At 73.0% G+C, this 20343-nt stretch carries 14 protein-coding genes and 1 pseudogene; 4 read left to right on the forward strand and 11 right to left on the reverse strand.

Annotation, left to right across the window (positions count from 1 at the left end; genetic code table 11):
- Positions 1-221: 221 nt before the first annotated feature.
- Complete coding sequence (locus tag ACFYT4_RS04325; protein ID WP_389265107.1) at positions 222-797, reverse strand: TetR/AcrR family transcriptional regulator; 576 nt, start codon at positions 795-797, stop codon at positions 222-224.
- A 257-nt stretch (positions 798-1054) separates the two neighbouring features.
- Here ACFYT4_RS04325 and ACFYT4_RS04330 point away from each other — a divergent pair, with 257 nt between their 5' ends.
- Positions 1055-4501 (forward strand): S41 family peptidase, encoded by a 3447-nt coding sequence (locus ACFYT4_RS04330; protein ID WP_389265109.1) that lies wholly within the window; start codon positions 1055-1057, stop codon positions 4499-4501.
- Positions 4502-4597: 96 nt separating this feature from the next.
- Here the strand turns inward: ACFYT4_RS04330 and ACFYT4_RS04335 are convergent, their stop codons facing one another.
- From ACFYT4_RS04335 to ACFYT4_RS04350, 4 genes are all read right to left on the reverse strand, one after another.
- On the reverse strand, positions 4598-4801 hold the full coding sequence (locus tag ACFYT4_RS04335; RefSeq protein WP_389265110.1) for a hypothetical protein: 204 nt from the start codon (positions 4799-4801) through the stop codon (positions 4598-4600).
- 101 nt (positions 4802-4902) lie between these two features.
- Positions 4903-5799: an SDR family oxidoreductase gene (locus tag ACFYT4_RS04340; protein ID WP_389265112.1), complete on the reverse strand. Its 897-nt coding sequence runs from the start codon at positions 5797-5799 to the stop codon at positions 4903-4905.
- Between the two features lie 19 nt (positions 5800-5818).
- Complete coding sequence (locus ACFYT4_RS04345) at positions 5819-6718, reverse strand: alpha/beta fold hydrolase (protein ID WP_389265113.1); 900 nt, start codon at positions 6716-6718, stop codon at positions 5819-5821.
- A complete protein-coding gene (locus ACFYT4_RS04350; RefSeq protein ID WP_389265115.1) occupies positions 6715-8433 on the reverse strand; it encodes a flavin-containing monooxygenase in 1719 nt (572 codons plus the stop codon). The genes ACFYT4_RS04345 and ACFYT4_RS04350 overlap by 4 nt, the downstream gene beginning before the upstream one ends.
- Before the next feature lie 167 nt (positions 8434-8600).
- Between ACFYT4_RS04350 and ACFYT4_RS04355 the strand changes: the two genes are divergently transcribed.
- Positions 8601-9296, forward strand: coding sequence for a MerR family transcriptional regulator (locus ACFYT4_RS04355; protein WP_389265294.1), 696 nt, complete (start codon positions 8601-8603; stop codon positions 9294-9296).
- Here ACFYT4_RS04355 and ACFYT4_RS04360 read toward each other — a convergent pair.
- Positions 9293-9961, reverse strand: coding sequence for an NUDIX hydrolase (locus ACFYT4_RS04360; protein WP_389265117.1), 669 nt, complete (start codon positions 9959-9961; stop codon positions 9293-9295). The genes ACFYT4_RS04355 and ACFYT4_RS04360 overlap by 4 nt on opposite strands.
- 33 nt (positions 9962-9994) lie before the next feature.
- On the reverse strand, positions 9995-11527 hold the full coding sequence (locus ACFYT4_RS04365) for a hypothetical protein (RefSeq protein ID WP_389265118.1): 1533 nt from the start codon (positions 11525-11527) through the stop codon (positions 9995-9997).
- Between the two features lie 199 nt (positions 11528-11726).
- On the opposite strand from ACFYT4_RS04365, the gene ACFYT4_RS04370 reads away from it, so the two are divergent.
- A complete protein-coding gene (locus ACFYT4_RS04370) occupies positions 11727-12380 on the forward strand; it encodes a hydrolase (protein ID WP_389265120.1) in 654 nt (217 codons plus the stop codon).
- Between the two features lie 238 nt (positions 12381-12618).
- A complete protein-coding gene (locus ACFYT4_RS04375; RefSeq protein WP_389265122.1) occupies positions 12619-13167 on the forward strand; it encodes a dinucleotide-binding protein in 549 nt (182 codons plus the stop codon).
- Between the two features lie 222 nt (positions 13168-13389).
- Here the strand turns inward: ACFYT4_RS04375 and ACFYT4_RS04380 are convergent.
- From ACFYT4_RS04380 to ACFYT4_RS04395, 4 genes and pseudogenes are all read right to left on the reverse strand, one after another.
- Positions 13390-13506: pseudogene (locus tag ACFYT4_RS04380) on the reverse strand (helix-turn-helix domain-containing protein); the annotation flags it as partial.
- A gap of 173 nt (positions 13507-13679) precedes the next feature.
- On the reverse strand, positions 13680-14144 hold the full coding sequence (locus ACFYT4_RS04385; protein WP_389265123.1) for a MarR family winged helix-turn-helix transcriptional regulator: 465 nt from the start codon (positions 14142-14144) through the stop codon (positions 13680-13682).
- Positions 14145-14347: 203 nt separating this feature from the next.
- On the reverse strand, positions 14348-17083 hold the full coding sequence (locus ACFYT4_RS04390) for an AAA family ATPase (protein WP_389265125.1): 2736 nt from the start codon (positions 17081-17083) through the stop codon (positions 14348-14350).
- A gap of 424 nt (positions 17084-17507) precedes the next feature.
- Positions 17508-20309, reverse strand: a complete 2802-nt coding sequence (locus tag ACFYT4_RS04395) for an ATP-binding protein (protein WP_389265127.1) — start codon at positions 20307-20309, stop codon at positions 17508-17510.
- Between the last annotated feature and the right edge of the window lie 34 nt (positions 20310-20343).

A 20343-nucleotide genomic window follows, 5' to 3' on the forward strand; every position in this document is an offset into this window, starting at 1 on the left:
GATGGTGGGGAAATCCGGGGGCGGGGAGCCGGGATCCTTGGGTGGGGACCCCGGGTCGCCGGGGAACCGGCGGGTTCGGACCTCGAAGGACGCGGACCCCGGGGAAGGGGTTCAGGCCCGGGGAGGCGGTGGCCCCGTGAGCCCTCCGACACCGCCGCACCGCCGTGTCCGTCCGGGGGTCGCCCCCCGGGCGACGGCCCGGTGCAGCGAGGACCGCGCGGTCATCGTGCCTCCAGGGCCGGCAGAACCACCGCGTCGATGTAGCGGGTGAGGAAGTCCCGGCCGGGGTCCCGGTCCTCGATGACCTGGAGCGTGAAGAACGCGCCGAGCAGCATGTGCGGGACGAACTCGACCGCCGGATTGTCCGCGCCGATCTCCCCCCGCTCCACCGCTCGCCGCAGCACCCTGTTGAGCGCCGCGGTCTCCGGCTCGATCAGCTTCTTGCGCAGGGCGTCGTGGAGATCGGGGTTGGTGTGGATCGCGTGGACGAGCCCCCGCAACAGCGCGGAGTCCTTCTCCATCTGGAGGTCGTCCGCGGCGGTCAGCATCGCGCGGAAGTCGCCCCGCAGGCTTCCGGTGTCGACCTCGTGGGCACCGGCGACCTGGTTGTGCTGGAGGGCCGCGGCCACCAGCTCGGGTTTGCTGTGCCACTGCCGGTAGAGCGTGGCCTTGCTGGATCGGGTCCGGGCGGCGACGGCGTCCATCGTCAGGGAGTCGTAGCCGACCTCACGCAGCAGATCGAGCACTGCTTCGAACAGCTCGTTCTCGCGCTCGGGGGTCAGTCGGCTGCGCGTCATGAAATCGGCCTCCCCTCGCCGGTCGGTTCGCCATCCGAACGAAACGGTTTCGTACATCTGTGACCCAGAGAACATAACCTGCACCCGCCATCGAAACGAAACCGTTTCGATGTGGGCTTGATCACGTAGTGCGGACTTCAACCAAAAGTAGATGTAAGGCGTCCGCGCCCGTCGGCCACGGGCCGGAAGGGACCCGGGCAGCAGTTCACCCCCGCTCAGGAGTTGCCCCGGCACCCCCGCGCGGAAAGCATGGGAGGGTGAGTGACGACGTGGCGTATCTCCGTTTCCCGCATCTGCACGACGACTTGCTGTGCTTCGCCGCCGAGGACGATCTGTGGATCGCGCCCCTCGTACCGGAGGGCGAGCGGCCGGGGCGGGCCTGGCGGGTCACCGTCGACCGGACGCGGATCGGCCACCCGCGCTTCTCCCCCGACGGCCGCCACATCGCGTACACGACCTGGCGCAGCCTCGACCCCGAGATCCATCTCGCCCCCGTGGAGGGCGGCCCGGCCCGGCGGCTCAGCTACTGGGGCTCCGTCGACACCCGGGTCTGCGGCTGGACCCCCGACGGCCAGATCCTCGCCGTCTCCTCGCACAACCAGCCCTTCTCGTACTTCTCCTGGGCCTACAACGTCCCGCTCGACGGCGCGCCCGGCGGCAAACTGCCCTGGGGGCCGGTCTCCGACATCGCCGTCACCGACATCGACGGGGAGCGGCGCACCCTGCTGCTCACCGGGAAGCCGCCGCACGAGCCCGCCGCGTGGAAGCGGTACCGGGGCGGGGCGACCGGGCGTCTGTGGCTGCACGGGGAACGCCTGCTCGCCGATCTGAACGGGCATCTGGACTGCCCGATGTTCGTCCGCGGCAGGATCGCGTTCCTCTCCGACCACGAGGGCGTCGGCAATCTGTACTCCTGTCTGCCCGACGGGAGCGGGCTGCGGCGCCACACCGATCACGACGCGTTCTACGCCCGGCACGCCTCCAGCGACGGCAGCCGGGTCGTGTACCAGTGCGCGGGCGACCTGTGGATCGTCGACGACCTGACCGTGCCCGGCGCGGTGCCGCGCCGGCTGGAGGTACGGCTCGGGGGGCCGCGCGCGGGACGGCGTACGTACCAGGTCCCGGCCGCCAGCCATGTGGACGCGGTCTCCGTCGACACCACGGGCCGCGCGAGCGCCGTGTCCGTACGGGGCAGCCTGTACTGGCTCACCCACCGCGACGGGCCCGCGCGCACCATCGCGGACACCCCCGGTGTACGGGTCCGGCTGCCCGTGATGCTCGGCACCGGCGGTCAGGTCGCCTACGTCACGGACGCGGAGGGCGAGGACGCGGTCGAGATCGCGTATCTCCCCCGGGCCACCGGCGACCGCGAGCCCCGGCGGCTGGCCTCCGGCGAGCTGGGCCGCGTCCTCGAACTGGTCTCGGACCCGGAGGGCGAGCGCCTCGCGATCGCGTCCCACGACGGCCGGCTGCTGCTGCTCGACGCGGGCGACGCCGGGGGCACAGGGGACGTGGGAGGCGCGGACGAGACGGGAGGCACAGGGGACGCGGGTGACACGGGACAGGCGGCCGGCACGTGCGACACGGTCGGCCCCCGGAGCACGGAGGAGCCGGACAATACGGAGGTACGTGACATTACGGACGGCGGGAGCTCCTCCGGTACGGCCGCGGACTCCCCGTCCCCTTCGGGCGTGGTGGAGCTGGTGCGGTCGGGCAACGGGCCCGTGGGGGATCTGGCGTTCTCGCCCGACGGGACATGGCTGACCTGGTCGCAGCCGGGAGTCGGCCGGTCGCTGCGGCAGATCAGGATGGCCCGCATAAAGGACCGGTCGATCGTCGACGTGACCAACGGGCGGTTCGAGGACGAGAACCCGGTCTTCACCAGCGACGGCCGCTACCTCGCGTTTCTGTCCTGGCGCGGCTTCGACCCGGTGTACGACGTGCACACCGGGGACCTGTCCTTCCCGCTCGGCTGCCGCCCCTACCTCGTACCGCTGTCGTCCGCGACACCGTCGCCCTTCGCGCTCTCCCCGGACGGGCGGCCCGCCGCGGGCGGTCTCGACCCGCTGGACGAGTCGGCGGGCTCGCCCGAGGAGGGGGCCGGGACGGTGGTGGAGACCGAAGGGCTGGAGAGCCGGGTGACACCGTTCCCGGTGGCGGCCTCCAAGTACTCGGCGCTGCACCCCGTGAGCGGCGGCGGTCTGGTGTGGCTGCGGTGGCCGATCTCGGGCGCGCTGGGGGAGACGTTCGCCAATCCCGCCGACACCTCGGGCCGCCCGACCCTGGAGCACTTCGACATCTCGAAGGCCCGCAGGACCGAACTGGTCGGCGATCTGGACTGGTTCGCGGTGAGCGGTGACGGTACGCGGCTGGTGGTCGTGGACGACGACGAGCTGCGGGCGGTCCCCGCGACCGAGTCCGCTGACGCCGACTCCACGGTCCAGCTCGATCTGCGCCGCATTCTGCACGAGGTGGACCCGGCGTCCGAGTGGCGGCAGGCGTACGCGGAGGCGGGCCGGCTGATCGGCGCGTACTTCTGGGACCCCGAGATGAGCGGCATCGACTGGCCGGACATCCTGGAGCAGTACCGGCCGCTGGTCGAACGCGTCGCCTCGCCGGACGAGTTCGCGGATCTGCTGCGGGAGGTGCTGGGCGAGCTCGGGACCTCGCACGCCTATGTGACACCCGCCCGCCGCAACGAGGGACCCCCGCACTACCAGCGTCCGATGGGCCTGCTGGGCGCCAACCTGGTCTGCCGGGACGGGAACTGGACGGTCCGGCGGATCCTGCCGGGCGAGTCGTCCGACTCGAAGGCGCGGTCGCCGCTCGCCGGTACGGGCATCCGCGAAGGCGCGGTCCTCACCCATGTCGACGGCCGCCCGGTCGACCCGGTGGCCGGCCCCTACCCGATGCTGTCGGCGGCGGGCGGCACCACGGTCGAGCTGACCTTCCGGGCCGCGGAGGGCGGCTCGCGGCGGGTGGCGGTCGTGCCGCTCGTGGACGAGCGCCCGCTGCGCTACCAGGACTGGGTGGCCAAGCGCCGTGAGGTCGTCCGGGAGCTGAGCGGCGGCAGGTGCGGCTATCTCCACATCCCCGACATGGGCGGCTCGGGCTGGGCCCAGTTCAACCGGGACCTGAGGCTGGAGATGTCCCGCCCGGCGCTCATCGTCGACGTACGCGGCAACGCGGGCGGGCACATCAGCGAGCTGGTGGTGGAGAAGCTGACCCGGAAGATCCTCGGCTGGGACCTGACGCGCGGCGCGCGGCCCGTCTCGTACGCCTCGAACGCCCCGCGCGGCCCGGTGATCGCCCTGGCGGACGAGGCGACCTCGTCGGACGGCGACATGATCACGGCGGCGTTCAAACTGCTGGGGCTCGGGCCGGTGGTGGGCAGCCGCACCTGGGGCGGGGTCGTGGGCATCACGGGCCGGCACCGGCTGGGCGACGGCTCGGTGATCACGGTCCCCATGAACGCGGCCTGGTTCGAGACGTACGGCTGGTCGGTGGAGAACCACGGTGTGGAGCCCGACCTGGACGCGCTGCGCACCCCGCTCGACTGGGCGGAGGGCCGCCATGTGCAACTCGACGACGCCGTCCGGCTGGCACTGGACCTGCTCGCGGAACACCCGGCGGCCGAACCCCCCGGCTACGACGACGTCCCGGACCGCCGACGGCCCCCGCTGCCGCCGCGCCCGGCGGAATAGCCGCGCCCAGCGACATAGCCGCGCCCGGCCCGAAGACGCCGCGAGGCGCACCCGCCGTCCCCGGCGGGTGCGCCCCTTCAGAACACGCGCGCGGCGTCAGGCGTCGCGGTCGGGGGACCGGCCGTACCGGTCCTCCGCCCCGCGGGCGGCGTCCTGCGGGGTGCGGTCGCGGGGCTCGTCCTGGGGGCGCTCACGGCGCCGGTCGCGGTCCTGGGGCTGGTCCTTCGACCTGCCCGCGCGCTGCTTCGCCTGCTCCTGAAGCTCCTGCGCCTTGTTCTGGAACTGGTCCTTGATGCCCATGCTTTGTTCACTCCTCGTGAGGGGTGTGGGGGGAGCCCCGGGCCGTGACGACCCCTGGGGCTCCTTCAGCGTGGCACGGGCGGACACACCACGCATGTCGATCAGTCACTCTGCGTGCGCGAACTCCGGGTGTGTGCCTCGTCCGCCGCGCCGCCCGCGCCCACGAGCCCCCGGAAGACACCGCCCAGCCGGGGTTCGAAGCGCCTCATCTCCCGCTGCCCGACCGCCGCTGTCAGAGCGGGGAGATGACCGCGTACGGACTGCATCCCGCGCAGCCACCACTGGGCGTACACATGGGCGGAACGGCGCTCGATCCCGGCGACGATCCGGTCGACGGCCGGGCCCGGCGGGTAGGTACGGTTCGACGGCCACGGCAGCCGTGCGCGCAGTTCCCGCATCACCTCGTCCTCGTCGGCGCCGCGGACCATGTCGGTGTCGGTCCAGGACAGATATCCGACACCGACCCGGACGCCCCGGTGGCGCACCTCCGCGCGCAGGCTGTGGGCGAACGCCTCGACGCCCGACTTGGACGCGCAGTAGGCGGTCATCATCGGCGCCGGGGTGATCGCCGCCAGGGAGGCGATCTGGAGGAAGTAGCCACGGCTCTCCGTCAAGGCCGGCAGGAACGCGCGGCCGGTGACCGCGCTGCCGATCAGATTGACCTCGACGACCCGACGCCAGGCGGCGGGGTCGGAGCCGGCGAAGGGACCGCCCGCCGCCACACCCGCGTTGGCGACGACGACGTCGACCCCGCCGAAGCGCTCCGCGACCCCGGCGGCGACCGTCGCCATCGCCTCGTCGTCGGTGACGTCGGCGTGCCACCAGTGGCTCTCGGTGTGCAGCCGCGCCGAGACCCGCTTCAGCTCCTCCGGTTCGAGCCCGACCAGCGCCACCCGTGCGCCGCGCGCGGAGAGTTTGCGCGCCAGCAGCTCGCCGACGCCACGCGCGGCGCCGGTCACGACCGCGACCTGTCCGTCCAGGCCCGTCCTGTTCCTCATCCGGCGCGCTCCTCACCGCTCATGCGGCACTGCCCCGGCCGCTCGACGCGACGCTCGCCACGCGGCCGGCCGCATGGGCCAGGAGCAGTCGGCGGATCTCCGCGTTGATCGCCTCGGGTGCCTCCACGGGGGTCATATGGCCCGTCCCCGGCAGCTCCACCAGCTCCCGGCAGTCGGGCAGCGTCGCCGCGATCCGCCGGGCGTGGACGGGCGGGGTGAGCCGGTCCGCCAGGCCCGTGACCACGACCGCGGGCACCGTCAGCTCCCGTACCCGCGAGCGGAGGTCGAGCCCGGCGAGCACCCGCGACCAGGCCACCCGGACCGGGCGCGGGCAGGCGTGGACGATACGGGCGCACTCCGCCACCTGGGCCCGGGTCGAACCCGGCGCCATGGTGGCGTACTTCAGGATCCGCCGGGACAGGGGCGTCACCGGGCCCAGCGGGGCGCGCGAGCCGAGGACCGAGCCGGTGAGCCGGGTCCGCAGCGGGCCGTGCCGCAGCGGGACGACCCGTGCCTCCTCGACCAGATGCGAGCCGCCCGTGCTGCACAGCAGGACGGCCGCCGCGTGCTCGGTGAAGGCGGGCCGCCCGGACGCGGCCATCAGGGCCATCCCGCCCATGGAGTGCCCGGCGAGCACGGCCTTCTGCCCGGGGGCGAGGGTGGCGCGCAGCACCGCTTCGAGATCGTCGGCGAGCCGTTCGGTGCCGACGGGGGCGGCGGGCGTACGGCCGTGTCCGCGCTGGTCGTAGACGACGACCCGGAACTCGGCCGCCAGGTCCCGCAGTTGTGCGGACCAGAACCGCGTGGAGCAGGTCCAGCCGTGGGCGAGGACGACGGTGGGCGCGTCCTTCGGGCCGTACACCTCGGTGTGTATCCGTGTGCCGTCGGCGGAGACGGCGGACAGGGTAGTGGCGCTCATCCGAGGGCCTCCTCGGCCTGCCCGGCGGGGGTGGCCGCGCCGCCGGCCGTCGCGGGGGCGGACGCGGCGGCCCGCCCGGGTGTGCGGGCGCGGAGGATCTCGTACTCCCCGAGGTCGACTTCGCGTGTCGCCCGCCGGAACTCGCCCGTCGTGCCGGGCCAGACGGTGGTGTTGCGGCCGGCCGCGTCCAGATACCAGCTGGTGCAGCCGCCGGTGTTCCACACGGTCCGCTTCAACCGCTCCTGCACCCGGTCGTTCCAGGCGGTCACGGCGGCCGGGCGGGCGTCGAGCGCGGCACGGCCGCCGAGAACGCTCAACTGCCGCAGATAGTCGGCCAGATAGTTCAGCTGGGACTCGATCATCAGGATCATGGAGGAGTTCCCGAGGCCCGTGTTGGGGCCGATGACGGTCATCCAGTTGGGGAAGCCGGACGCGGTCGCGCCGCGCAGCGACTTCATCCCGTCCTTCCACGCCTCCGCGAGGGTGATGCCGTCCGCACCGACGACCCGGTCGGCGATCGGCAGGTCGGTGACATGGAATCCGGTGCCGAACACGATCACGTCGGCCTCGGCCTCCGTGCCGTCGGACGCGACGAGGGTGGAGCCCCGGACCTCCGCGAGTCCGGACGCCACCACCTCCACATTGGGGCGGGCGACGGCCGGGTAGTACTCGCTGGACAGCCCGACGCGCTTGCAGCCGATGCGGTACGAGGGGGTCAGCCTGGCCCGCAGGGCCGGGTCCTTGACGGACCTGGCGAGGTGGGCCCTGGCCACGTTCTCGACCAGCCCGAGGACGTTCGTCCGCTTGGTGAACGCCTGGACCTGCAACTCCCTTACGCCCCAGAGCAGTCCGCGCCGGGCGGCGGCGGTGAACGGCAGCCGCCGGTGCAGCAGGCGCTCCACACCCGTCGTCCGCCGGTCCACCTTCGGCAGGACCCACGCAGGGGTCCGCTGGAAGAGCGTCAGACGGGACACCTCCGGCTGGATCCGCGGCACGATCTGGATCGCGGACGCGCCCGTCCCGATCACGGCGACCCGCTTGCCGCACAGGTTGTAGTCGTGGTCCCAGCGGGCGGAGTGGAAGACGCGGCCGGGGAAGCCGGCGAGTCCGGGGATCTCGGGGATCCTCGGGTCGGAGAGCGGCCCGGTCGCCGAGACGACCACCTCGGCGGTGTAGTCGCCGCCGCTGGTCTCGATCCTCCAGTGCAGCTCGTCGCCGTCCCAGGTCATCATCCGTACGTCGTGGTCGAAGCGGATGTGCGGGCGGAGCCCGAAGGTGTCGGTGACCCGCTCCAGATACGCGCGGATGTGCTGCTGCCCGGAGAAGGTGCGGGGCCAGTCGGGATGGGGCGCGAAGGAGAACGAGTACAGGTGCGAGGGGACGTCGCAGGTGCAGCCCGGATAGCTGTTGTCGCGCCAGGTGCCGCCGACCGAGCCGGCGCGCTCCAGGACGACGAAGTCGGTGATGCCCTCGCGGCGGAGCCGGACGGCCGCGCCGAGCCCGCCGAACCCGGACCCGATGACGGCGACGCGGACGTGCCGCGGCCGGGGCGGGTCCGGTGTGCCGCCCCGGGAGGCCCGGGGGTCCGGCGCCGTGTCGGGGTGCCGTGCGCTCCGCCCGGGCGGTCCGCCCCGTTCGTCCCGCGGGACCGTCCCGTCCCGCTCCGGCTGCCGTGCGTCCTGCCCCTGGTCCTCTACCCGCTCTCGCCGGCCCATGCCGCCGCCTCTCGCCGAACGTGCCACCGAACGCATAACCACGCCAGCAATCACTGGCACAGTAGGAAGCGTAGAGCAGCGAAAGTACCCGGGGTAGGGTTTCGACGGGATAAGTTACCGGCGGTACAACATAGGCTTCACCCGTGGCACACGGATCTGAGTACCGGATGGAAGAGCTGGCCGAGAAGGCCGGCATCACGGTGCGCACCGTGCGCTTCTACCGTGAGCGCGGACTGATCCGGCCGCCCCGCCGCGAGGGCCGTATCGCCTGGTACGACGACCGTCATCTCGCCCGGCTCCGGACGATCGCCGCCCTGCTGGAGCGCGGGCACACCCTCAACGGCATCGCCGACCTCGCCACCGCCCTCGAAAGCGGGCGGGACGTCGGCGAGGTCCTCGGCCTCGGCGAGCCCACCGAGGAGACCCCGGTCCGCCTCACCCCCGAGGAACTCGCCGACCACTTCGAGGGCGAGGTCACCCCGGAGAACTTCGCTGCGGCACTGGACCTCGGCTATCTCGCCACGGACGGCGACACGATCGTGCACATCAGCCGGCGGCTGCTGGAGGCCTCCTCCGCGCTGGTACGGGAAGGGGTGCCGCTCTCGGCGGTCCTGGAGGCGGGACAGCGGGTCCGCGCCCACGCGGACGCCCTCGCGGACCTCTTCGTGGGGATGGTGGCCGAGCACACCCCCGGGAAGGACGCCGGGCGGCTCCGCCCGCTGGCCCGGAGCGTGGTGGAGGCGGAGCTGTCGATGGCACTGGACCGGCGGCTGCGGGAGCCCGCGGCGAAGGAGCGGGCGGAGCCCCGGGGAACCTCCCGCCGGGATCCCGCCCGACCCGGACGAGAGGACAGAAGAACCTAGGCGGACGGCTGACGGCCGGTGAACAGCCCCGCCAGGCGCGCGCGGGTGAACGCCGCGATGGTGAACCCGTCCGAGACCTCGCCGCTCGCGATCATCCGCTCCACCTCCCACCAGGGCCGCGCCACCGCCCGCCGGATCCCCTCGGCCGCGTCCAGCACCCCGACGCCGTCGACACGGGCCGCGTACATCTCGACGCAGCCGCCCAGCAGCCCGGTGTCGGGATGCACCGGACCCAGCGGGATCAGCTCCCGGGCCACTACGCCCAGTTCCTCCCGCAGTTCGCGGACCGCGTTGTCCTCCCCCGAGGTGTCCTCCCGCGCGGCCATCCCCCGGGGCAGTTCCCAGTGCCAGGCCCGGGTGGCGTGCCGGTAGTGCTCGACGAGCACGATCCGGTCACCGCCGACGAGCGGGAGGACCACCACGCCGGGGCTGGACTCGGTGTGCACCAGCCGCACGTACAGCCCCAGGGCTCCCCCGGGGAACCGCACCGCGTCCCGCAGGAGGGTGACGTAGCGGTCGGCGTACACGACACCGACCGGCTCGTCCGTCCCCACGGCACGCCGTGCCTCCTCGACCTCGGCCGGGTCGAGGAGGATGTCGATGCCTTCGGGGTCATTGCCGAACAGCTCGGGGCGTTCGGTTCGGAGCCGGTCGTACGCCGTCACTGGATTCCCCCCGCCGGAGCCGGGCCGCGGGGCTCAGTACTCCGGGATCTCGTCGTTCTCCTGGATGGTGGCGGAGCTGGTCGCGGCCGTCGGCCCGCCCGTCTCCGCGTAGCCGGGAAGCCCTCGGACCATCGAGAGGAACTGGTTCCACTCGCGGACCGTGTCGAAACGGACCGTCGCCATCTCCCGCGCGAACTTCTGCTCGCGCCGGCCCTCGCGCCGGTTGCGCAGCACCAGTTGGACGGAGCCGCCGTACCGGCTCGTCGCCGCGCCCAGTGAGCCGGTCAGCGACCAGATCTCGTCGCCGGTCATCGCGGTGAAGACCGCGCCGCCGACGGTGACGACCGTCTCGACGACGGGCATCCACTTGTTGGCGTCCAGCTCGCCCGCGCGGGGACGGGACTTCACGATCCGGATCAGCTCGGAGTTGAGCCGCACATAGCGGTCGAAGACCAGGCCCAGCCGGTCGCTGTAGCCGAGCGGATCGGCGGTCAGCGCGTCGAAGGCGTCCATGTAGTCGTGCCAGGGATCGCTCTGGCGCAGATTCCAGATGTCCTCCAGCCGCAGCGAGTCGACGGCGGCGAGGGTGAGGCGGTCCTGGACGGTGGAGAACACCTGCCGCCGCAGAAACAGCAGCAGTTCCTCGGGATCGGTGATCGTCCGGCCGCCCCCGGAGCCACCGCGCAGGTCCCGCCATTCCTGGAGGGCCACGCGCCGGAGACTGCCGTTCGGGGTCAGCGGATACATACCGAGGGCGTCGGCGAGATTGACGCTGTAGATCAGGTCGAGGAGCTGTTTGACCTCTCCGGCGAACGGTTTGTTCCTGTCGTAGCGGCCGTCGGAGACCGGGACTCCGGGAACGGAGACGAACTCCTCGTAGAGAAGGCTCCGGGTGACGGTCTCATTGCGGGTACGCAGCTCATTGCTCAGCTGGACGACCTCACCGATACGCGCCGCGAACCGGTCGACCTGACCGACGGGCACGCCGACCTGCGAGGCCAGCAGCGGAATGTCCTTGGCGGTGAGCCCCTGCACCCGGGCGGCGAAGGGATTGAACAGCGCGTTCCTGGTGTCCGTCCGGTTCTCCTGGTCGTCCCAGGACATCCGTAAGCAGGTCAGACGCTCACTCGCGGGCATCCGCGCGACGGTCTCCTGCCACGCCGTGAACGCCTCCTCGTCGATGTCCATCCACGCGGGCGGGCGCTCGGCCGGCTCCTTCTCGTTGAGGAGGAACGGGACCAGGGTGCCGTCCGCGAGCAGCTTCTGATGCGCGCGGCGGGCCGCGCCGCCCTCGACGAGGTCACGGCTCACGGCCCGGTTGTTGTAGAAGAACACCCGGTTCGCCACGAGCTGGCGGGTGTTGATGAGACTGCGGAAATACTCGGCGCGCACTTCGGTGCCGCGCGTCTCCTCGACGTCCCTGAGCGATTTCCCCTGCTCGACCATGGTCCTGGTCAGTTCGGCACTGACCCATTGGTTGTCGAGGGACTGCGCGATGACCGCGCCCTTTTTCAGTTCGGTCGGCCGAATGCGCGCGACCGCGTCACTGCCGGCGTCAGAAGTCATACTCTCCCCCAAGTATTCCGCCCACGTCCCGTACGGCGAGGCAAGGTTAGCTCCCCCACGGACGCCCCGAGGAGGATCCGGCGAACCGCGCCTCGCCGGTCTAGGCGGTTGTCGCCGACGCGACGGAGCGCGGCGCGGTGGAAGGGTCCGAGTGGCGGCGGAACGGGCCGCGGACCGATACCACCGGCGGGAGAATTCCATGGCAGCCCAGGGCATCACCTACACCGGCCTCGACGCGCTCCTCACCCCGGAGAACTCCGTTCTCCTGTTGATCGACCATCAGGGTGCCCAGTTCGCGGGCATGCGCAGCATGGACGCCGGTCTGGTGGTCAACCATGTGACCGCGCTGGCCAAAGGGGCCAGGCTGTTCGACGTACCGACCGTCCTGACCACCGTCGTGGAGGAACGCGGCGGCCGGCTCATCCGCCAGGTCCAGGACGTGTTCCCCGACCAGACCCCGATCGACCGTACGGCGATCAACACCTGGGAGGACCAGCGGGTGGTGGACGCGGTGGCCGCGACGGGCCGCAAGGACATCGTCATGGCGGGACTGTGGACGGACATCTGTCTGGCCTGGCCCGCGATCCACGCCATCGCCGACGGCTACCGGGTGTTCGCGGTCACGGACGCCTCGGGTGCCACCAGCGTCGAGGCCCATGAGCGCGGCATCGAGCGCATGATCCAGGCCGGTGTGATACCGACCTGCGCCGGAACCGTCATCGCCGAGTGGCAGCGGGACTGGGCCCGCCAGGAGACCGTACCGGGCATGACCGAGATCCTGCTCGAACACGGGGGCAGCTTCGGCACCAGCCTGGCCTGGGAACTCCAGCTGCTCGGTCTCGACAAGAGCTGACCCGGCCCCTCGGCGACGGACGTGAGCCGCTGAGGCCCGTCCGGAACCCGGGCGCCCGCCTTCCGGGCGGACGCCCGCTCCCGCGGCCCTGCGGCGCCCTTTCAGGCCCGTCGCGGGGCCGCCCGTTCACCCCCCGCTCGATACCTTGGCCCATGCTCCCGGCACACCCGCCGGGGCCCTTCGACCCGCGGGTCCGGGGCGCACCGGATCACGGGTCACCCTCGCTAGGAGTCGCACGATGAACATCACTGTTGTCGGCCGAGGCCGAGTCGGCGGCGGGCTCGCCCGCCTGTGGACCGGAGCGGGCCATAAGGTGACCGGGCTGGGACGGGACGGCGGAGACGCCACCGGCGCCGATGTCGTGGTGGTGGCGGTGCCCGGTCACACGATCGCCGACGCGCTGGGCAGGGTCTCCGGTCTCTCCGGTCAGATCACCGTCGACGCCACCAACGTCTACCAGGAGCGCGACAGTTCGTTCCCGTCGCTCTCCCACCAGGTCAAGTCGATCGTCGGGGGTCCGACCGCCAAGTCCTTCTCCACGGTCTTCGCCGCCACCTACGCGCAGATCCCGGCGCAGACGACCAGGCCGGGCAATCTCTTCGCGAGCGATCCCGCGGCCAGGAGCACCACCGAACAGCTCGTCCGGGACGCCGGTTTCGACCCCGTCTTTGTCGGTGATCTGGATCCCGGGGCGCGGCTGCTCGAAGACAGCTCGGGCCTCACCCGCGCGCTCGCCGCGCAGATGGGCCCCTTCTTCTACCGGTACGGCCGGCCCGGCGCCTTCTGATCCGGGTCCCCTCCGGCGCCCGGCGGCCGTGGCTTCGCGGACCGGGCCCGTCGCACGGGCCCCGGGGAGTCCTGGCCGCCGGGGAAGATCCACCCCTCCACCAGACGGCGTTGAGCGCGCTCCGGCACTCCCCCGGCGCCCACGCCCGGTGGCCGACGGGAGGCGTCCGTGGTGCCGGTGGTCACCGTGCGGCGGCGCATGGGGCTGGTTACGGCGGTAGGACGTGGGGGTGGCTCCGTAGGCGGCACGGAAGGTGCGGCTGAAGACCGAGGGGTTGGTGAAGCCCCAGCGGGCGGCGATGTCCGCGATACGCCGGGAGGCGAACGCCGGGTCCTGCAGATCGGCTCGCCGTCCCGGAGATCCGGGGGTCCCTGGGGAAAGCGCCGCTCACGAGGGAAGCGGACGCGGAATCCGGAATCGGGCCGCACGTAGGGTCGCCCGGAATTCCGCCGGAATTCCTCATCAGGAGCGGGGCTTTGAAGGGGCGCGGATTTTATCCCTGCGCCGATCGCTCAGCCTTGTTCGCGACCGACCGCGTCCAGCAGTTTGTCCATCAGGGTGCCCAGTGTCTCGACCTCTTCGGAGGTCAGGGGATCGAAGAAGCACCGGCGGACCGTCTCCACGTGCTGGGGCGCGGCCCCTTCGATCGCGGCCCGTCCCGAAGCGGTCAGCCGCACCATGGCCCCCCGGGCGTCATCGGCGCACGCCTCCCGGGTGACGAGTCCCCGCTTCTCCATACGGATGATCTGATGGGACAGCCTGCTGCGTTCCCATCCGACCTCCAGACCGAGGTCCCGCGACCTCATCAGGCCGTCGGGCGACTCGGACAGGGGAACGAGCAGCGCGTAGTCGGCGCCCGACAGCCCGGAGTCCCGCAGGAGTTGGCGGTCCTGCGCGCTCTGCAGATCGCGGCGGAGGTCCCGGTACTTCTTCCAGACCTGTGCCTCCTGCTCATTGAGCCACCGCGGTTCTCCCATGGGGGGAATCTAGCAGAAGGCGGACATGTCATCGATGGGCCATTCTTCCCCCCGACTTCCATGGTCCTTCGGCTCTGAGAAATGCGCCGGGAGTATCTGTACGGAACTCCGGGCGCTGGGGAATGAGCCGCGGAAGGAGTATGAATTCCCTTTCGCTTCCGGGACGTTCCCCGATATGATTCGGCCTCGGCAGATCTCTTCTGTCAGCGCAGGAGATTCATCCCGTGCAGTTGCCGGCGGGAGGAGATGCCCATCTTCTTGAATACGCTTCGCAGATGGGCGTCGACCGTCCTGGGGCTCAGGCACAGCTCGGTTCCGACCTCCCTGGACGTGGCTCCGGTCGCCACCAGCCGGGCGATCCTCAGTTCCTGCGGGGTGAGACAGGAGGTGTCGGCGGGTCCGGTCCGCAGGGGGCGGTTGTGGCCCCCTGCCGCGCGCAGTTCCCGGGCGGCGCGGGCGGCGAAGGCCGCGGCGCCGCAGGCGGACAACACCGAGTTCGCCCGCTGGAGTTGTCGTCGCGCCTCGGTCCGGTATCCGCCGGCCCGCAGCCATTCACCGTAGAGAAGGCGGCCACGGGCGGTGTGGAGGATCGCGTCGCTGAGTTCGAGCCGCCGAACGGCTTCCTGGTGCAGGTCTCCGGCTTCCGAGTCGCCGCTGAGGAGCGCCCGGCAGCGCAGGCGCACACCGAGCGCCCAGTCCGTGGAACCGGCCCGGGTGCGTCGCAGGACTCCCTCCAGCGCGGCACGGGCGAGGTCGGGGTGCCCCGACCGGGCAGCCGCCTCGACGAGTTCGGCCAGGCCCCACGTGTGGAGGCCGGTCTCGTCGAGGTGGTGGACGGACCGCCACAGCCGTACGGTGTCGGCGGGGCGGCCGAGCCCGTTGAACAGCACCGCCTCGGCGTACTCGACCGCCGTGAGCAGGTGCCCCTCCCCGCGCGCGACCGCGTCGCGCCGTGCCTCGGAGGCGAGTCCCGCCGTCCGGGACCGGTCTCCGCGCCAGGCCGCGAGGACGGTCCGTACACAGGGCACACCCCAGCGGCCCGTGTGGCCCGGCAGTGAGCCGGCCTCCCGGACGAGTGCCGCCGCCGCCTCGAACTCGCCGGCGTGGACATGGACCAGTGCCCGCCGGTTCAGGGCGGCCGGAAGCACGGTCGGCAGCGCGCCCGGGCGCCGGGCGTCGCGTACCTGCCGGTCGGCGAGCCGCCGCCACGCGGAGTCGTCCCAGAGGTCGACCGCCGCGCTGCACAGGGCCCACGCCTCACCCGGTCCGTACGGGCGGGTGTCCCGATCGTCGAGATAGGCGCGCAGCGCACGTTCGAGCGCGGGAGCGGCGAACGCGACGCCCCCGCGCGCCCGGTCGGTGAGGCCGTCGAGGAGCAGGTCGAGCGGGCGCGGGGGCCCGGGGGGCGGGGATCGGCGCGGACCGTCGGCCGTTTGCGGGGGACGCGGCCCGGTGGCGAGGCGGCCGGCGCAGGCGGTGGCGGCCAGTTCGTCCAGACGGACCTCCCGGGCCAGGGACGCGTCCACGGACGACATGAGGGCGGCTGCCCGCCGGAGGAGACCGGCCGCCGTGTCGCATCGGCCGCGATCGAGGGCCATACGTGCGCGCAGGGTCTCGGCACCGGCGGTCAGGCGTTCGTCGAGTGGCCCGGAGCAGGCGAGTGCCAGGAGTCGTTCGGCGGCTTCGTGGGCTCCGGCGTCGCGCTGCGTCCCGGCCGCGCTCAGGGTTCGCGCGGCACGGTCCCAGGCGTCGGGGGTGAGCCGGGCCGCCGCTTCGAGGAAGGCGGCCGCCCTGCCCGGAACCCCGTCCAGCGACGCGGATCGCTCCAGGGCCCTCGCGGTGGCTTCGTCCGGGCCCGCGAGGGACTGCGAGTGGTGCCAGATCCAGCGATCCGGCTCCTGGGCCGCCGCGGCCACCGCGAGAGCGCGGTGGGCGGTCCGGCGGTCGGCCGGTGCGGCGTCGTACCAGACGATCGACCGTACGAGGGGGTGGCTGAAGCGGATCCACAGGTCGACGGAGAGGAGTTCGGCCTCTTCGGCGGGTGCCGCGGCCTCGACGCCGATGCCCAGGTGCCGTACGGCCCGCCACAGGTACAGGGGGTTTCCGGTGGGCTCCGCGGCCGCCACCAGCAGGAGCCGCCGGGTGTCCGCGGGGAGTGCGGCGACGCGTCTGCGGAAGCTGGCCTCCATGGGCGTTCCGGCTGAGGCGGCACCCGGTGGGGTGTCCGGGTCGGGGAGGCCGGCGGTCCGGGAGAGTTCGAGGAGGGCGAGCGGATTGCCCCGGGCTTCGGCGATGACGCGGTCCCTCACGGGGCGGTCGAGGGGGGCGCGGACCCGCTGCGACAGGAGTCTGCGGGCGTCCTGCTCCGGGAGTCCGGTGAGGAGCAGGGAGGGAAGGCTCGCCAGTTCGGTCCGGTCGCCGGGCTGCCGGGCCGCGACGAGGAAGGCGACCCGGGCGTCTCGGACCCTTCGGGCGGCGAAGGCGAGCGCCCGGGTGGAGGCCCGGTCCATCCAGTGGGCGTCGTCGACGACGCCCAGCACGGGGCGTTCGGCCGACGCGTCGGACAGGAGGCCCAGAACGGCCGTGCCCACGAGAAAGGGGTCCGGATCGCCGCCCGGGCGGAACGCCGCCTCCAGGGCCTCGCGCCGGGGTTGCGACAGCTCGGTGACCGCGGCCAGCAGGGGGGCGCACAACTGGTGCAGCCCGTCGTAGTCGCGCTGTCGGTCGATCTCCCTGCCGCAGGCGCGCAGGACGGTCGTCCGTGGTGGGGTCGGCGCCGATTCGAGGAGGGCGGTCTTCCCGATGCCCGCCTCGCCGAGGATCAGCAGCGCTCCCCCGCGCCCGGCGGCGAGGTCGTCGACGAGCCGGTGGAGCCTGCGGGTCTCCTGCGGCCGGCCGATGAGCGCCGGGCTCTCGCGTAACACTCGCCGTGTGGGCACCGTTCGTGTCTCCCGCTCCTCGGACGCGGCTGCCGTACGCCGAGTCGACGGCCCGCCCCGGGGACGCCTGCGTCCCCGGGTACCGCCTCGTCTCCGGGGTGGTGCGCCCGGACCGGCCTCCTGCCGGAACCACCTGCGGGCGCCCGGCCTTGAACCGGAGAACCCTCACCCGCCCGCACGTCACCGGCGACCACCCTCCCACATTTGAGGACACGTCAACAATATCTGGGGGCGCCCGCTTCGGGAGGTGCGAAGGTGCGCGGGTGCGCGGGTCGCGACCACCGGGCGGACACCGGACCGACCGGGCGGACTGGGCGACCGGACCGACCGGTTGACCGGGCGACCGGATCGACCGGGCTGACCGCGCGGGCCGGACCGACCGCGCCGGCGGGCGGGCCGGGCGGCCTCGGCGCCCGAGTGCGGCTCAGCCGTTCCCGTCGGCCCGACCGTGACGTTCTCCGCGCGAGTCGTCACGGTGCAGCGGCAGACGCCTGAGTTGCCGGCGCGAGGTGATCCCGAGCTTCCCGAAGATGTTCCTCAGATGGGCGTCGATGGTCCGGGGGCTGAGAAAGAGCCGTGTCCCGGCCTCTTTCGAAGTCGCTCCGGCGGCGACGAGACGGGCGATCCGTAACTCTTGCGCCGTCAGCCCGGCGGGGGTGGGGGCCTTGCGGCTCCGGGGGTGCTCCCCCGTGCTGTCGAGCTCGCGGGCCGCGCGGGCCGCGAAGGCCCCGGCCCCCATCGCGGAGAGCCTCTCGTGGGCGGCGCGCAGCATGGTCCGGGCTTCGCGGCGACGTCCTTCACGTCGCAGCCATTCGCCGTAGACGAGACGGGCACGGGCGGCGTGCACGGCGCCCTCGGTGCGGTCGAGCCGGGTGATCGCCTCCCGGTAGCACTCCTCCGCCTCGGCGCCTTCCGCCAGGAGGGCCCGGCTGCGCAGGGCCACTCCCCGCGCCCAGTCGGTTCCGGTGCTCTCCGTGCGTTCGAGGAGGCGCCGGAGCACCGGGGCGGCGGCCTCCCGGTCACCGGTGCGGGCCGCCGCTTCCAGGAACTCGGTGAGAAGCCAGGCGTGGAACCCCGGCTCGTCGAGCCGGCAGGCCGGGTGAAGGGCTTCCAGGGCCGCGTCGTAGCGCCCGAGACCGTTGAACAGCACGGCTTGGGCGTACTCGACCGCGGTGACGAGTCTGCCTTCGTCCCGGTGCTCCGCCGCTGTCCTCGCGAGGTCCGCCAGTTCCAGCGTCCGGGTCTCCTCCCCGCGCCACGCGGCCACGGTCACCTCGACGTACTCCAGACCCGGGGCGCCGACCTCGTCGGCGATGGCATGGGCCTCGGCGACGAGGTCGGCGGCGTCGTCGAACCGCCCGGCGTGGATGAAGGCGAGCGCCCGGTAGCTGAGCGCCACCGGCAGCACCGCCAGAGCGCCCGCCGCCCGGGACTCCGCCAACTGGCGTTCCGCCAGCGCGAACCACGCGCCGTCCTCCCACAGATCCATCGCGGCGCAGCAGGCGAGCCACAGCTCGCCCATCGCCGCACTGCCGCCGTCTCCGCGTTCCGCTCCCTCCATGTAAGTCCCCACCACGCGGCGCAGCAGCGGGACCGCCGCCGAGAAGCCCTTCGACACCTGGGTGGTCAGCGCGTCGAGAAGCAGATCCGGCGGGCGCCCGGGAGCGTCGTCACCGAGCAGGTCCGAAGCGGCCTCGGCCAGATCGGACATCCGTACGGAGTGGGCGAACCGGCCGACGAAGACGGCGGCGGCGAGGGCGTCGAGCAACGCCTCCCGGGCCGCCGGAAGGTCGACCGCCGCCATGGCACGCGAGGCGTGGAGGAGTCGGGCGACCGCCGCGCCGTCCCGGTTCCGGTCGAAGGCGATCCTCGCGTGGAGGGTCAGGGCCTGTGCCCGCTCACGCGGCCCGAGTGGTCCGGTCCGGGCCACGGACAGCAGCCCGAGCGCCTCGTCGACGGCCCCGGCCTCGCGTTTCGCCGCCGCGGCGGCGAGCGCCCGTTCGGCGCGCGGACCCGGCAGAGGGGTCAGCCGGGCCGCCTCGGCGAGAAAGACCGCGGCCGCAGCGGCTCCCCCTCGGGCCCGGGCACGGCCGGCCGACCGGTACAGCGCGTCGGCGGTGTCCCCGTCGGGTCCGACCGCCGCCTGGGCCAGATGCCAGGCCCTGCGGTCACCGTCGCTCTCGTGGTCCAGGACACGGGCCAGCGCGCGGTGTGCCGCGCGCCGCTGGTCCGGCGACGCGGAGCGATAGACCGCGGAGCGTACGAGGGGGTGGCGGAAGCGTACCCAGTCCCCCAAGGAGAACAGTCCGGCCTCCTCCGCGGGCCGGGCCGCGCCGACGCCGATGTCCAGTTCCGCGGCGGCCCGCGTCAGCAGTGAGGGGTTGCCGGTCGGTTCCGCGGCGGCCGTCAGCAGGAGGGTTCGCGTACGGGCCGGGAGGGCGTCCAGCCTGGCCCGGAAGGTCGACTCGATCACGGCCGGGACGGGGGACGCGTCGGGGCGGGCGAACCCTCCGGCCAGTTCGCTCGTGCGGGGCAGTTCCAGCAGGGCGAGCGGGTTGCCGCGGGCCTCGGCGAGGATGCGCTCCCGTACCCGGGTGTCGAGGGGAGCGCGGATCCGGGCCATGAGAAGGCTCCGGGCCTCGGCCTCGGCCAGCCCGGTCAGCGGCAGGTGCGGCAGGCCCCGCAGCTCGGGGCGGGCGGCCGGGTCGCGGACCGCGAAGACCAGCGCGACCGGCTCGTCCGGCACCCGGCGCGCGGCGAACGCGAGCGCCTGCGCCGATGCCGGGTCGAGCCACTGGGCATCGTCGACGACACAGAGCAGCGGCCCGCCGCCCGCCGCGTCCGACAGCAGGTCGAGGAAGGCGAGGCCCACGCGGAAACGGTCCGGGGTGTCACCGTCCCGCAGCCCGAAGGCGGTCGCCAGCTCGTCGCGCTGAGGAGCCGGCAGTCCGGCGATTCCGGTGAGGACCGGCCCGCACAACTGGTGCAGCGCGGCGAAGGCGAAGCCGGTCTCGAACTCGGCGCCCTCGGCCCGCAGTACGCGCACCCCCGGTGCGGACCGCGCGTACCTCAGCAGGGCGGACTTGCCGATCCCGGCCTCGCCGCAGATCACCACGCAGCCGCCGTGCCCGGCGGTCAGCTCTTCGAGCAGTCCGTCGAGGGCCGCGCGCTCGCGCTGCCGCCCGACGAGTCGGGGTCGCTCCGGACCGGGGGGAGGTAGGGCCACCCCTCCATTCTGTGGTGCACCGGTGTCCGTCGGC

The organism is Streptomyces sp. NPDC004609, assembly GCF_042873655.1.
Classification (GTDB): Bacteria; Actinomycetota; Actinomycetes; order Streptomycetales; family Streptomycetaceae; genus Streptomyces.